We start from the raw sequence: 13,097 nt of genomic DNA, 5'->3' as shown, positions 1-13,097 counted from the left end.
ATGCCTGAAATTCGCAATTACACACTGAATTTTGGTCCCCAGCATCCTGCAGCCCATGGTGTGCTACGTCTAATTTTAGAAATGGATGGAGAAGTTATTCAGCGAGCCGATCCACACATTGGTTTGTTGCATCGTGCAACTGAAAAACTGGCGGAGTCAAAACCCTATAATCAAAGTATTGGTTATATGGATCGTCTTGATTATGTATCCATGATGTCAAATGAGCATGGTTATATTCTTGCGTTAGAAAAACTTCTAGGTGTTGAAGTGCCAGAGCGAGCTCAATACATTCGAGTGATGTTTGATGAAATTACACGATTATTAAACCATCTGTTATGGATAGGTGCTCACGGTCTGGATGTGGGCGCGATGACCATGTTTCTGTATGCCTTCCGTGAACGTGAAGATTTAATGGATGTATATGAAGCGGTATCCGGTGCGCGTTTACACGCAACTTATTATCGCCCTGGGGGTGTAGCTCGTGACTTGCCTGATTCAATGCCTCAGTACAAAGCATCTAAATGGCATAGCCAGAAAGAAGTTAGTCGATTAAATGATACTCGTAGCGGGTCTCTTCTTGATTTTATAGAAGATTTTACAACGCGTTTCCCCGGTTATGTTGATGAGTATGAAACACTGTTAACAGACAATCGTATCTGGAAACAACGTCTGGTTGATATTGCAATTGTTTCGCCTGAGCGAGCTATGCAGTTAGGTTTTACCGGCCCCATGTTGCGTGGCTCAGGTATTGAGTGGGATCTGCGTAAAAAACAGCCTTATGCTGTTTACGACAAAATAGATTTTGATATTCCTGTTGGTACAAATGGTGATTCTTATGATCGCTATCTTGTGCGTATGGAAGAAATGCGCCAGTCAAATCGCATTATCAAGCAATGTGTTGACTGGTTAAGGGCTAACCCGGGTATCGTAATGGCTCAGGATCATAAAGTAACACCACCCAGACGAGAAGAAATGAAAGGTGATATGGAATCTCTGATTCATCACTTTAAATTGTTCACTGAAGGTTACTGTTTGCCAGAAGGTGAGGCTTACGGTGCAGTTGAACATCCTAAGGGTGAATTTGGTGTTTACCTGATGTCAGATGGTGCGAATAAACCTTACCGTATGAAAATTAGAGCACCGGGATTCGCGCATTTGTCTGCACTAGATGAAATGACTCGCGGACATATGTTATCCGATGTGGTTGCAGTTATTGGTACGCAGGACATCGTATTTGGCGAGATAGATAGATAAGATTATGACAGACGAACAAATACTCTCAGCACATACCTTAGAAGAAATTGCCGAGTGGGAATCTCGTTACCCGCCCGAGCATAAAAAATCTGCGTTGTTAGCGGCATTAAATGCTGCCCAACATCAAAATAAAGGTTTCTTAACCGTGCCTTTAATGGATGCAGTAGCAAAAAAATTAGAACTTTCAAAAATAGAAGTTTATGAAGTGGCTAGCTTCTATTCTATGTATGAATTAAATCCGGTTGGCAGGAATAATGTTGCGGTTTGTACCAATGTTTGTTGCATGCTAATGGGTTCAGATACGATTGTTAATCACCTTGAGAAAAAACTAGGCATTAAGCTTGGTGAAAGCACCGATGATGGTCGTATTTATTTAAAAGTTGAAGAAGAATGTCTTGCAGCCTGTGCCGGTGGCCCAATGATGCAGGTTAATCATAAATATTACACAGAGCTCACCCCTGAAAAAGTGGATGAGATCATCGACGGGCTGGAGTAAGCATGGCTAACGAAGTTTGCTACGCAACGCTGCAATTTGAAAGCGAGCAATGGTCCTATGAAAATTACCTGAAAGTAGGTGGTTATCAGGCATGGAATAAAATTCTGGAAGAAAAGTTATCTCCGGAAGATGTGATCGAAATTGTAAAAGCTTCCGGTTTACGCGGTCGTGGCGGGGCAGGTTTTCCAACCGGTTTGAAGTGGAGCTTTATGCCTCGCAATGCACCGGTACAAAAATACATTGTATGTAATTCGGATGAATCAGAACCGGGTACGTGTAAAGACCGAGATATACTACGTTTTAATCCACATGCTTTAGTTGAAGGTATGTTGATTGCAGGTTATTGCATAGGTGCAACCGTGGGTTACAACTATATGCGCGGCGAGTTTATGGATGATGTATATGATCATTTCGCTGGCGCAGTAAAAGAAGCTTATGAAAAAGGTCACTTAGGTAAAAATATTAATGGCTCGGGTGTTGATTTTGATTTGTATCCAACACTCGGTGCAGGTGCTTATATCTGTGGTGAAGAAACCGCGTTATTAGAATCACTTGAAGGTAAAAAAGGTCAACCAAGATTTAAGCCGCCATTCCCCGCGAATGTGGGTTTATATGGAAAACCTACCACTATCAATAATACTGAATCACTTGCTTCGGTACCAAGCATTGTGCGTGAAGGTGCAGAGTGGTTTAAAAACTTTGGTGTTGAAAATTCAGGTGGGACAAAATGTTTTTCAGTTTCCGGTCATGTGCAAAATCCCGGTAACTTTGAAGTTAACATGGGTATACCATTTAAAGAATTATTAGAAATTGCTGGCGGTGTTACCGAAGGTCGTAAATTAAAAGCGGTTATACCAGGCGGTTCATCTGTCCCGGTTGTGCCAGCTGAAATTATGCTTGAGTCTACTATGGATTATGATGGCATTACTAAAGCTGGTTCAATGTTAGGTTCAGGTGCGCTTATCGTAATGGATGACAGCACTGATATGGTAAAAGTCTTGCAACGTTTGTCGCGTTTCTATTTCTCAGAGTCGTGTGGTCAGTGCACACCTTGCCGTGAAGGTACCGGTTGGTTGTATCGTATGCTTACCCGAATCGTTGAAGGTAAAGGCGAGCCAGAAGATCTGGATCGATTAGATGATGTTGCTGCAAAAATTGAAGGCCGTACTATTTGTGCATTAGGTGATGCAGCTGCAATGCCGGTAAGAAGTTTTATTAAACATTACCGTGAAGAATTTGAATATTACATCGAACATAAATGTTCCATGATTGACAGTGGGGCGGGCAAATAATGTCAGATGATCAAGTTACATTTACCGTTGATGATGTAGAGTTATCTGCACCAAAAGGCTCAATGTTAATTCAGGCAACAGATAAAGCGGGTATTCATATTCCGCGTTTCTGTTATCACGATAAGTTATCTGTCGCGGCAAACTGTCGTATGTGTTTAGTTGATGTTGAAAAAGCGCCTAAGCCTATGCCTGCCTGTGCAACGCCCATTATGGAAGGCATGGTTGTTCATACTCAGTCAGCGAAAGCAGTTGAAGCACAAAAATCAGTAATGGAATTTTTACTGATTAATCACCCTTTAGATTGTCCGATTTGTGATCAGGGTGGTGAATGCGAATTACAGGATTTATCAGTTGCTTACGGTGGTGATAAATCTCAGTACACCGATATTAAGCGAGTGGTTTTTGATAAAGATATTGGACCCTTAATTCAAACAGAATTAACGCGTTGTATTCAATGTACCCGTTGTGTGCGTTTTGGTGAAGAAATTGCCGGCATGCGTGAACTGGGTATGACGGATCGTGGTGACCGTGCAGTTATTGGTACATTCATCGCTAAGAGCGTTGATTCAGAAATGTCAGGTAACGTGATTGATATTTGCCCGGTGGGCGCGTTAACCGCAAAACCTTCTCGCTTTACGGGACGAGCATGGGAAATGCAACAGCATGTTAGCGTGTCGCCTCATGATTCAGTTGGTTCAAATTTATACATTCATACACTGGATGGAAAAGTGAACCGTGTTGTGCCCCGTGCAAACGAATCCATAAATGAAGTCTGGATTTCAGATCGTGATCGTTTTAGTTATCAGGGTTTATATTCTGATGATCGTGCAACTAAACCCATGATGAAGTTAAATGGCGAGTGGGTAGAGACAGACTGGAATACTGCGCTGCAGTATGCGGTTGATGGTTTGCAGTTAGTTATTAAAGAAAATTCTGCGGATGAGATTGCTTGCTGGATATCTCCAAATGCAACTCTGGAAGAACATTATTTATCTCAGAAGTTAGTGCGTGGTTTAGGTAGTAATAATATTGATCACCGTTTGAGACAAACAGATTTTACCGATCAGGACTTTGCACCCGTCATGCCCTGGATTGCTAAAGATATTGAGTCAATTGAGCGATTAGAAGCCATTTTATTAGTGGGTTCACATGTTCGTAAAGAGCAGCCACTTATTGCTCATCGATTTAGAAAAGCATTCCGTCACCATCAGGTGAAAATCTCTGCGGTAAATCCACGTAAATTTAAATGGCGTTTTAAAACCAGTAATGAACTGATTTCTTCAGCAGAAGGAATGGTTACAAATCTTGCGGGTATTGCAAAAGCAGCTGGTGTTGATCAGGCAAATCTGTCAACACTAATCAGCAGTGCGACAGTTGATGATGGTCATAAAGCTATTGCAGAAGAATTAAAAACGGCTGGTGAAGCAGCAACGATCTTTATAGGTAATATTGCGGTACAACATCCGCAGTATTCAGCTTTGCGTGCTTTAAGTTGTGCGATTGCGAAACAGACAGGTGCAACTTTGGCGTATTTACCGGAAGCGGCAAATACAGCAGGTGCCTGGTTAGCGGGAAGTGTTCCTCACCGTTTTGCAGGTGGCTCAGAAGCGAATGCAAAGGGTGCTAATATTGCTGAAATGTTAGATTCACCAAAGAAAGCTTTAATTGCATTTAATATAGAACCTGAATTTGATGTAGCAAATCCTGTAAAAGCAATGGATGCAGTTGATGCTGCAGACTTTAAGGTTGTTATTAATAATTATGCAACTGACGCGATGAAAGAATATGCAGATGTGATTTTGCCTCTATCGGCTTTCTCAGAAACCTCTGGTACTTATGTAAATGCAGAAGGGTTCTGGCAAAGCTTTAAAGGTGCAACTTCTCCTTTAGGTGAGTCACGTCCAGGCTGGAAAGTTTTACGTGTACTGGCGAACCTGATGAATGTCGACGGTTTTGATTATATGTCTTCTGAAGATGTTCGAAATGAAGTGAAAGAGCAGTGTAGAGATATACAGTTGGATAATACATTATCAGTTGATGCTCCTGCTACAGGTGTGTCGCAAACAAGTGGCTTGCAGCGTGTCGGTGATGTTCCACTGTATTCAGTCGATTCACTGGTACGTCGTTCAACGCCATTGCAACTTACTAAAGATGCAGATCAGAATAATGCAGCAATTAATAGTGCATTAGCTGCCAGGTTAAAAATTGAAGATGGCGACAGAGTTTCAATTACACAGTCAGGTCATACAGAGCTGACGGATATTAGAATTGATGATGCAATAGCCGATGATTGTGTATGGCTACCTGCTGCAGAGGAGCTAAGTATTCATATGGGTACAACCTATTCACCAATTGAGTTGGAGAAGGCCTGATTATGGAATGGTTATTCTCATTAGCCCCGGATTTTATGGTTGATTTCTGGAACTGGTTGCCTTCGTGGATACAGGTTCTAGCTGAAAACCTGTTATACATCGTAATTATTATGGTTCCTCTGATGTTATGTGTTGCGTATGTGACCTATGCAGAAAGAAAAATCATTGGATATATGCAGGTACGTTTAGGGCCCAATAGAGTGGGGCCAAAAGGTTGGTTGCAGCCAATTGCTGATGCTGTAAAGCTGATGTTTAAAGAAGTTATTATTCCAACTAACTCGAATAAATTTCTGTTTCTGTTTGCACCTATTTTAACATTAGGGCCTGCATTAGCAGCCTGGGCAGTTATACCGTTTTTTGATGGAGTGCAGTTATCTAATTTAAATGCAGGTCTGTTATATATTCTGGCACTTACATCTATGGGTGTTTATGGTGTCATTATTGCGGGTTGGGCATCTAATTCTAAATATGCAATTTTAGGTGCTCTTAGATCTGCCGCACAGGTAGTTGCATATGAAATTGCTATGGGCTTCGCATTAGTCGGTGTATTGATGGCGGCTGGCAGTTTGAATTTAGGGGATATCATTGCTAAACAAGCGGGTGGTTGGACTGAGTGGTTCTGGTTGCCATTATTTCCACTGTTAGCTGTTTATTTTATATCTGGAGTTGCGGAAACTAACCGTGCACCATTTGATGTCGCCGAAGGTGAATCAGAGATCGTTGCTGGTTTCCATGTTGATTATTCAGGTATGGCTTTTGCTGTTTTCTTCCTTGCAGAGTATGCAAATATTATTCTTATTGCTGCGCTCACATCATTGATGTTTTTCGGCGGCTGGATGTCTCCTTTTGGTTCGATGTCAGATCATGCTTTGTTAGGTGATGGAACTCACTGGTTTATTTTAAAAACCATGTTCTTTATTTATATGTTCCTCTGGTTCCGTGCAACCTTCCCACGATATCGTTATGACCAGATTATGCGTCTAGGCTGGAAGGTATTTATTCCGGTAACGATTGTCTGGATATTTGTTGAGGCTGTAATGGTTGTTATGCAGGTAGGGCCATGGGCTGTTAATGCTACGGCAGCTGTAGGTGGAGCATAGAAATATGAAAATAAGAACGATAAAACATTATATAAAAAGTTTTCTGTTTCTTGAGTTAATTCAGGGCTTGATGGTTACGGGTAAATATCTTTTTAAAAGAAAAATTACTCTGCAGTATCCCGAACAGAAAACACCTATTTCACCTCGCTTTAGAGGGCTGCATGCGCAACGTCGTTATGCAAATGGGGAAGAACGTTGTATAGCCTGTAAATTGTGTGAAGCAGTTTGCCCAGCATTAGCGATTACCATTGATGTTGAAGAGCGAGATGATGGTACTCGTCGTACTTCAAAATACGATATAGATTTATTTAAATGTATTTACTGTGGATTTTGTGAAGAAGCCTGTCCTGTAGATGCAATTGTGGAAACGGATGTTTTTGAATACCATTTTGAAAATCGTGGTGAAAACATTATGACTAAAGATAAGTTGCTGGCTGTTGGTGATAAATACGAAGAATCGATAGCAGCAAATCGTGCAGCTGATGCACCTTACCGATAAATTGAAATAACGTAACCGGAATGAACACATGACATTTTTTGAAATCGTCTTTTATGCTTTTTCTGCCTTGATGGTAGTGTCTGCATTGGGCGTGGTTGGTGCACGAAATCCAGTGCATTCAGTACTCTTTTTAGTGCTTACATTTTTTGCAAGTTCCGCTATCTGGTTATTACTGGAAGCCGAGTTTCTGGCGATTACACTCGTGCTGGTTTATGTCGGTGCTGTAATGGTTCTTTTCCTCTTTGTAGTGATGATGCTGGATATCAATATTACGCGTATGCGTGAAGGTTTAATGCGTTATGCGCCCTTTGGTATCGCGATTGCAATATTACTGATTGTGCAAATGATTATGGTTGTGGGTCCTGAACAGTTTGGTTTACAGGCATTTGCTGCACCGGAAAAACATGCAGCAGATTACAGTAATACTAAAGAGCTGGGTCGTGTGCTTTATACAGAATATGTTTACGCATTTGAGCTGGCATCTGTAATTTTACTAGTCGCTATTGTTGCTGCAATTACTTTAACAATGCGTCGTCGTCCTAATACCCGTCATCAAGTGCCGGGTGAGCAGATGAAAGTCATGAAAGAAGATCGTTTACGTATAGTAAAAATGAAATCGGAAGCCATTGACTCGGAGGAAAGGCAATGATCCCATTATCCAGCTATCTAATTCTTGGTGCGATACTCTTTTCAATTAGTATCGCAGGGATTTTTATTAATCGTAAAAATGTCATTGTGCTTTTGATGTGTATCGAATTAATGCTACTGGCAGTCAATATTAATTTTATTGCTTTCTCGCATTTTCTGGGTGATACGGCGGGTCAGGTATTTGTTTTCTTTATTCTTACTGTTGCAGCTGCAGAAGCTGCAATCGGGCTTGCGATTCTCGTGGTCGTGTTCCGTAACCGACAGACAATTAATGTGTCTGAACTGAATACGATGAAGGGTTAGAACGAATGGATATGGAATTTATTTATTTAGCGATACCTCTAGCATCATTATTTGGTGCGATTATGGCAGGTTTCTTTGGTAAAGTTATCGGTCGTTCTGGTGCGCATACAGTAACCATTGCGGGTGTGGCGACATCATTTATTCTGTCATTAATGGCTTATAACTACATTGTTCTTGAAGCAGGTGAAGTTTATAACCAGACGGTATATACCTGGATGGTGAGTGATGGGCTGCGATTTGAAATTGGATTTTTAGTCGACCAGCTTACAGTTATGATGATGTGTGTTGTTACGGGTGTTTCATTAATGGTGCATTTGTATACCATTGGATACATGCGTGATGACCCGGGTTATCAGCGATTCTTTAGTTATATTTCTCTGTTTACTTTTTCCATGTTAATGCTGGTAATGTCAAATAACTTCCTGCAGTTATTTTTTGGTTGGGAAGCGGTAGGTTTAGTTTCGTATCTGTTAATTGGTTTCTGGTACAAAAGAGAGACGGCTATATATGCCAATCTGAAAGCATTTCTAGTTAACCGTGTCGGTGACTTTGGTTTTATCCTTGGTATTGCTGCAGTCGTTATGTATGCGGGTAGTCTTGATTACAAAGATGTTTTTGAAGCTGCACCACAAATTGCGAACCAGACAATTAATCTGGTTGGTGATGCGCAATGGTCGGTGATGACTGTAATCTGTATTTTATTATTTATTGGTGCAATGGGTAAGTCGGCACAATTTCCATTACATGTCTGGCTGCCTGACTCAATGGAAGGCCCAACACCTATATCTGCATTAATTCACGCTGCAACAATGGTAACAGCGGGCATCTTTATGGTGGCGCGTATGTCACCTTTATTTGAGCTTTCTGAAACAGCATTAACATTTGTTATGGCTGCAGGTGCAATTACTGCGCTCTTTATGGGGCTGATTGGTATCGTTCAGAATGATATAAAACGGGTAGTGGCTTATTCTACGCTTTCTCAGCTTGGTTATATGACCGTTGCACTTGGTGTATCTGCATATTCAGCGGGCGTTTTCCATCTAATGACCCATGCCTTCTTTAAGGCTCTGTTATTTTTAGCTGCGGGTTCGGTTATTATCGCCATGCATCATGAGCAGGATATGCGCAAGATGGGTGGTTTAAGAAAGTATATGCCGATTACCTGGATAACGTCTTTGATCGGCTCATTAGCATTAATTGGCTTCCCCGGTTTTTCAGGCTTCTTCTCTAAAGACTCAATTATTCTTGCGGTTGGTGAGTCCAGTTTACCTGGTTCAGATATTGTTTATCTAATGGTTTTAGCGGGTGTATTTGTTACTGCTTTTTACTCATTCAGAATGTACTTCCTGGTGTTCCACGGTGAAGAAAGAATGGATCAGCACACCAAAGAGCATTTACATGAAACGCCCTGGGTAGTTACTGTGCCATTAGTTGTTCTGGCCTTTTTCTCGGTGGTTATTGGCTGGATGACAATTGAGCCTATGTTGTTTGGTGAATATTTCAAAGATGTAATTTTTGTAAAAGAATCACATGATGTGCTTTCAAGTGTAGGTGAGCATTATCACGGGCAGTGGGCAATGATTCAGCATGGTGTTGCTTCATGGCCATTTGCACTTGCCATGGCAGGTGTTGGTGCGGCCTGGTATATCTATATGAAAAAACCACAAATTGCTGAAACTGCCAGTCAGAAATTCTCCTTTATTTATAAAATGCTGGATAAAAAATACTGGATGGATGAGCTTTATGTAAAAGTATTTAGTGATGGTAGTCGCGCGCTGGGTAAAGGTTTCTGGAAAGGTGGAGATGTAACCATTATCGATGGTTTCATTATTAATGGTTCTGCTAAGCTGGTTGGCTGGTTTGCAGGTGTTGTTCGCCATGTGCAAACAGGCATGCTTTATCATTATGCATTTGCCATGATTATTGGTCTGGTGGGTTTGTTGTACTGGTTTGCTACTCCAGGTGCATAAGCAGCACATATAGAAAACGAATTAAATTTAAAAGAAATTTACAATGAAAAATAACATCAGGATTAAATCATAATGTTTGCAGATTGGCCCCTCCTTAGTCTGGTCATCTGGCTGCCAATTATTGGTGGTGCAGCTGTGCTGTTATCTGGCGATAAAGGTGGTTCAGAAGGCTCTCGTCGTCTGGCACTTATTATTTCAGTTGCAACATTTGTATTGAGTCTGGCTTTATATACCAATTTTGATAGCTCAACTCCTGCCATGCAATTTCAGGAGCGTTTTGAGTGGATAGGTGATTTTAGTATCTTCTATCATCTGGGTGTAGATGGTTTATCTATGCCGCTAATTATACTTACAACGTTTACTACTATTATTGTTGTGCTGGCTGGCTGGGAAGTTATTCAGAAGAAAGCATCACAATACATGGCTGCTTTCCTGATAATGGAAGGGCTGATGGTGGGTGTGTTTTCTGCGCTTGATTCCATGCTTTTCTATGTGTTCTGGGAAGCCATGTTAATACCCATGTTTATTATCATTGGTGTCTGGGGTGGGCCTAACCGGGTTTACGCAACTATTAAATTCTTTATTTATACATTCTTCGGTTCAGTGTTTATGCTGGTGGCGATGATTTATATGTATTACCAGTCAGGTAGTTTTGCTATTTTAGATATGCATACTCTGAAACTGGGTATGACAGAACAGACATTGATTTTCTTTGCTTTTCTTGCAGCATTCGCAGTTAAAGTGCCTATGTGGCCAGTACATACCTGGTTACCTGATGCGCACGTTGAAGCTCCCACTGGTGGTTCTGTGATACTGGCAGCGGTTATGCTGAAAATTGGTGGTTATGGTTTCATTCGTTTTACATTGCCCATTACACCTGATGCCAGTGCGTCGTTAGACTGGTTGATTATTGGTTTATCACTTATCGCTATTGTTTATATTGGTTTTGTTGCGCTTGTACAAAGTGATATGAAAAAACTGGTGGCTTATTCATCAATTGCACACATGGGTTTTGTTACTCTGGGCATGTTTATTATTTTTAAAATCTGGGCTAACCCGGCTAATGGTGATATCACAGGTGCTGCGTTAGCAATAGAAGGCGCTATGGTTCAGATGATTTCACATGGATTTATTTCCGGTGCCATGTTCCTGATGATTGGTGTGTTGTATGACCGTATGCACAGTCGTGAAATTTCAGATTATGGCGGGGTAGTTAATACGATGCCTGTGTTTGCTGCCTTTGCAGTGTTCTTTGCAATGTCTAATGCAGGTTTACCTGGTACTTCCGGTTTTGTTGGTGAGTTCATGGTAATACTGGCTGCATTCAAAGCTAATTTCTGGATTGCATTCCTTGGTGCGACAACATTAATACTGGGTGCAGCGTATACATTGTGGATGGTTAAGCGTGTATTTTATGGCGAAATTAAAAACGATAATGTAAAAGTGCTAGAAGATTTAAATCAACGTGAATTGTTAATTATGTCAATACTCGCAGTTGCCGTATTGGCTTTAGGTTTATACCCTGCACCGTTAGTAGATGTGATGCATGCATCTGTCGATAATTTATTGCACCACATAGCTCAGTCAAAACTGCCTTAACGCAGATGATTAATAAATAGAGAATTAATGATGACACTAGAAATGCTTAATCTTTCAATTGCTATGCCGGAGATGTTTTTACTCGCGCTAGCATGTACTGTGCTGGTAGTTGATGTTTATTTGAAAGATGATCAACGTAATATAACCTATGTTCTGTCACAGTTAGGTCTTATTGTCACTCTGGTTCTAATATCACAGCAAAGCCCTCAATCAAGAGAACTGGCTTTTAATGGTTTGTTTGTAAATGATTTGCTAGCAACCGTTCTCAAATATACAGTTGTATTACTGGTAGCTGTCGTGTTTGTTTATTCCCGTCGTTACTTGCAGGAGCGTAATATTTTTAAGGGTGAGTTTTACGTACTCGGCCTGTTTGGACTGTTGGGTATGATGGTCATGATTTCGGCTAATCACTACTTGTCTATGTATCTGGGGCTTGAGCTACTTTCATTATCACTTTATGCCATGGTTGCTTTTAATCGCGAAAACCCCAACGCTGCAGAAGCAGCAATGAAGTATTTTGTACTGGGTGCAATTGCATCAGGTATGTTGCTGTACGGCATGTCGATGGTTTACGGCATGACCGGGTCATTAAATATTGTAGAAGTTGCAGTTGCCATTGATGAAATGAAAGGCGATAACCTTGTGCTGATATTTGGTCTGGTATTTATGGTTATAGGTATCTCATTTAAATTGGGCGCGGTACCATTTCATATGTGGATACCGGATGTTTATCATGGATCGCCAACGACCGTTACAAGTTACATTGCCACTGCACCTAAAGTAGCCGGTTTTGCAATGGTTATTCGTTTGCTTGCGGAAAGTATGGGTAGTTTACAGGCTGACTGGCAGGGTATGTTGATAATATTGTCAGTGCTATCAATGATAGTAGGTAATGTTATCGCTATTGCGCAAACTAATTTAAAGCGATTGTTAGCTTATTCAACTATTTCACATGTCGGTTTTATTATGCTGGGATTACTGTCTGGTAATCAGGAAGGTTACTCGGCTGCCATGTTCTATACCTTAACGTATGCACTAATGTCTTTAGGTGGTTTTGGTGTAATTATATTATTAACACGTAAGGGGTTTGAGGCAGATAATATAGATGATTTGAAAGGTTTGAATCAGCGAAGCCCCTGGTTTGCATTTATCATGTTAATTATTATTTTCTCAATGGCTGGGGTACCACCAACTGTTGGTTTCTGGGCTAAACTTGCTGTGCTTAAAGCGGTTGTGAATGTCGATATGTTATGGCTTGCTCTGGTTGCTGTTTTCTTCTCTATTATTGGTATCTTCTATTATTTGCGAATTATTAAAATAATGTATTTTGATCAGGCAGAAGATAAAAGTGAAATTGATTGTAATAGAGACATGCAGATTGCGTTAAGTGCTAATGGTTTATCTGTTTTGATGCTGGGTTTATACCCTGCTGCGTTAATGTCTCTCTGTATTGCGGCGTTTTCATAAGTAATAATGTGCTTTGCTTATCTGTGTAAAGCGGCAAGTTTTAGAACTATCTAAATATCTAAATTTAAGGACGGTTAGAAGTCATCTTAGATTTAGT

Annotated in this window: 11 protein-coding genes; all 11 read left to right on the top strand. The window is 40.7% G+C overall.

Features of this window, described 5'->3' with window-relative positions:
* The 11 genes from DIZ80_13850 (at nt 1) to DIZ80_13800 (ending at nt 13,000) form a co-directional block, all read left to right on the top strand.
* Nucleotides 1–1,254: an NADH-quinone oxidoreductase subunit D gene (locus DIZ80_13850; GenBank protein RDH81188.1), complete on the top strand. Its 1,254-nt coding sequence runs from the start codon at nt 1–3 to the stop codon at nt 1,252–1,254.
* A gap of 4 nt (nt 1,255–1,258) precedes the next feature.
* Nucleotides 1,259–1,750, top strand: coding sequence for an NAD(P)H-dependent oxidoreductase subunit E (locus tag DIZ80_13845; GenBank protein ID RDH81187.1), 492 nt, complete (start codon nt 1,259–1,261; stop codon nt 1,748–1,750).
* A gap of 2 nt (nt 1,751–1,752) precedes the next feature.
* Nucleotides 1,753–3,042: an NADH-quinone oxidoreductase subunit F gene (locus tag DIZ80_13840; protein RDH81186.1), complete on the top strand. Its 1,290-nt coding sequence runs from the start codon at nt 1,753–1,755 to the stop codon at nt 3,040–3,042.
* Complete coding sequence (locus DIZ80_13835) at nt 3,042–5,414, top strand: NADH-quinone oxidoreductase subunit G (protein ID RDH81185.1); 2,373 nt, start codon at nt 3,042–3,044, stop codon at nt 5,412–5,414. Before DIZ80_13840 ends, DIZ80_13835 begins: the two co-directional genes overlap by 1 nt.
* A 35-nt stretch (nt 5,415–5,449) precedes the next feature.
* Nucleotides 5,450–6,514 carry an NADH-quinone oxidoreductase subunit NuoH gene (locus tag DIZ80_13830; protein RDH81690.1) on the top strand — a complete coding sequence of 355 codons (1,065 nt, stop codon included), beginning with the start codon at nt 5,450–5,452 and terminating at the stop codon, nt 6,512–6,514.
* Nucleotides 6,515–6,524: 10 nt separating this feature from the next.
* Complete coding sequence (locus DIZ80_13825; protein RDH81689.1) at nt 6,525–7,013, top strand: NADH-quinone oxidoreductase subunit NuoI; 489 nt, start codon at nt 6,525–6,527, stop codon at nt 7,011–7,013.
* A gap of 28 nt (nt 7,014–7,041) precedes the next feature.
* Nucleotides 7,042–7,662, top strand: a complete 621-nt coding sequence (locus DIZ80_13820) for an NADH-quinone oxidoreductase subunit J (GenBank protein ID RDH81184.1) — start codon at nt 7,042–7,044, stop codon at nt 7,660–7,662.
* Nucleotides 7,659–7,964 (top strand): NADH-quinone oxidoreductase subunit NuoK, encoded by a 306-nt coding sequence (locus DIZ80_13815; protein RDH81183.1) that lies wholly within the window; start codon nt 7,659–7,661, stop codon nt 7,962–7,964. Before DIZ80_13820 ends, DIZ80_13815 begins: the two co-directional genes overlap by 4 nt.
* A gap of 11 nt (nt 7,965–7,975) precedes the next feature.
* Nucleotides 7,976–9,934: an NADH-quinone oxidoreductase subunit L gene (locus DIZ80_13810; GenBank protein ID RDH81688.1), complete on the top strand. Its 1,959-nt coding sequence runs from the start codon at nt 7,976–7,978 to the stop codon at nt 9,932–9,934.
* Nucleotides 9,935–10,006: 72 nt separating this feature from the next.
* Nucleotides 10,007–11,533, top strand: a complete 1,527-nt coding sequence (locus DIZ80_13805; protein ID RDH81182.1) for an NADH-quinone oxidoreductase subunit M — start codon at nt 10,007–10,009, stop codon at nt 11,531–11,533.
* Between the two features lie 30 nt (nt 11,534–11,563).
* Nucleotides 11,564–13,000 carry an NADH-quinone oxidoreductase subunit NuoN gene (locus DIZ80_13800; protein RDH81181.1) on the top strand — a complete coding sequence of 479 codons (1,437 nt, stop codon included), beginning with the start codon at nt 11,564–11,566 and terminating at the stop codon, nt 12,998–13,000.
* Nucleotides 13,001–13,097: the final 97 nt, after the last annotated feature.

It is taken from the genome of endosymbiont of Galathealinum brachiosum (assembly GCA_003349885.1).
Lineage (GTDB): Bacteria > Pseudomonadota > Gammaproteobacteria > SZUA-229 > SZUA-229 > SZUA-229.
Note: the sequence above shows the minus strand (reverse complement) of the source record. Positions and strands in the feature narration are given on the sequence as shown.

Bases quoted from the DNA above. Each gene is read 5' to 3' on its own strand.
- DIZ80_13850 (RDH81188.1), top strand. From the start codon at position 1: ATGCCTGAAATTCGCAATTACACACTGAATTTTGGTCCCCAGCATCCT.
- DIZ80_13845 (RDH81187.1), top strand. From the start codon at position 1,259: ATGACAGACGAACAAATACTCTCAGCACATACCTTAGAAGAAATTGCC.
- DIZ80_13840 (RDH81186.1), top strand. From the start codon at position 1,753: ATGGCTAACGAAGTTTGCTACGCAACGCTGCAATTTGAAAGCGAGCAA.
- DIZ80_13835 (RDH81185.1), top strand. From the start codon at position 3,042: ATGTCAGATGATCAAGTTACATTTACCGTTGATGATGTAGAGTTATCT.
- DIZ80_13830 (RDH81690.1), top strand. From the start codon at position 5,450: ATGGTTGATTTCTGGAACTGGTTGCCTTCGTGGATACAGGTTCTAGCT.
- DIZ80_13820 (RDH81184.1), top strand. From the start codon at position 7,042: ATGACATTTTTTGAAATCGTCTTTTATGCTTTTTCTGCCTTGATGGTA.
- DIZ80_13815 (RDH81183.1), top strand. From the start codon at position 7,659: ATGATCCCATTATCCAGCTATCTAATTCTTGGTGCGATACTCTTTTCA.
- DIZ80_13810 (RDH81688.1), top strand. From the start codon at position 7,976: ATGGAATTTATTTATTTAGCGATACCTCTAGCATCATTATTTGGTGCG.
- DIZ80_13805 (RDH81182.1), top strand. From the start codon at position 10,007: ATGTTTGCAGATTGGCCCCTCCTTAGTCTGGTCATCTGGCTGCCAATT.
- DIZ80_13800 (RDH81181.1), top strand. From the start codon at position 11,564: ATGACACTAGAAATGCTTAATCTTTCAATTGCTATGCCGGAGATGTTT.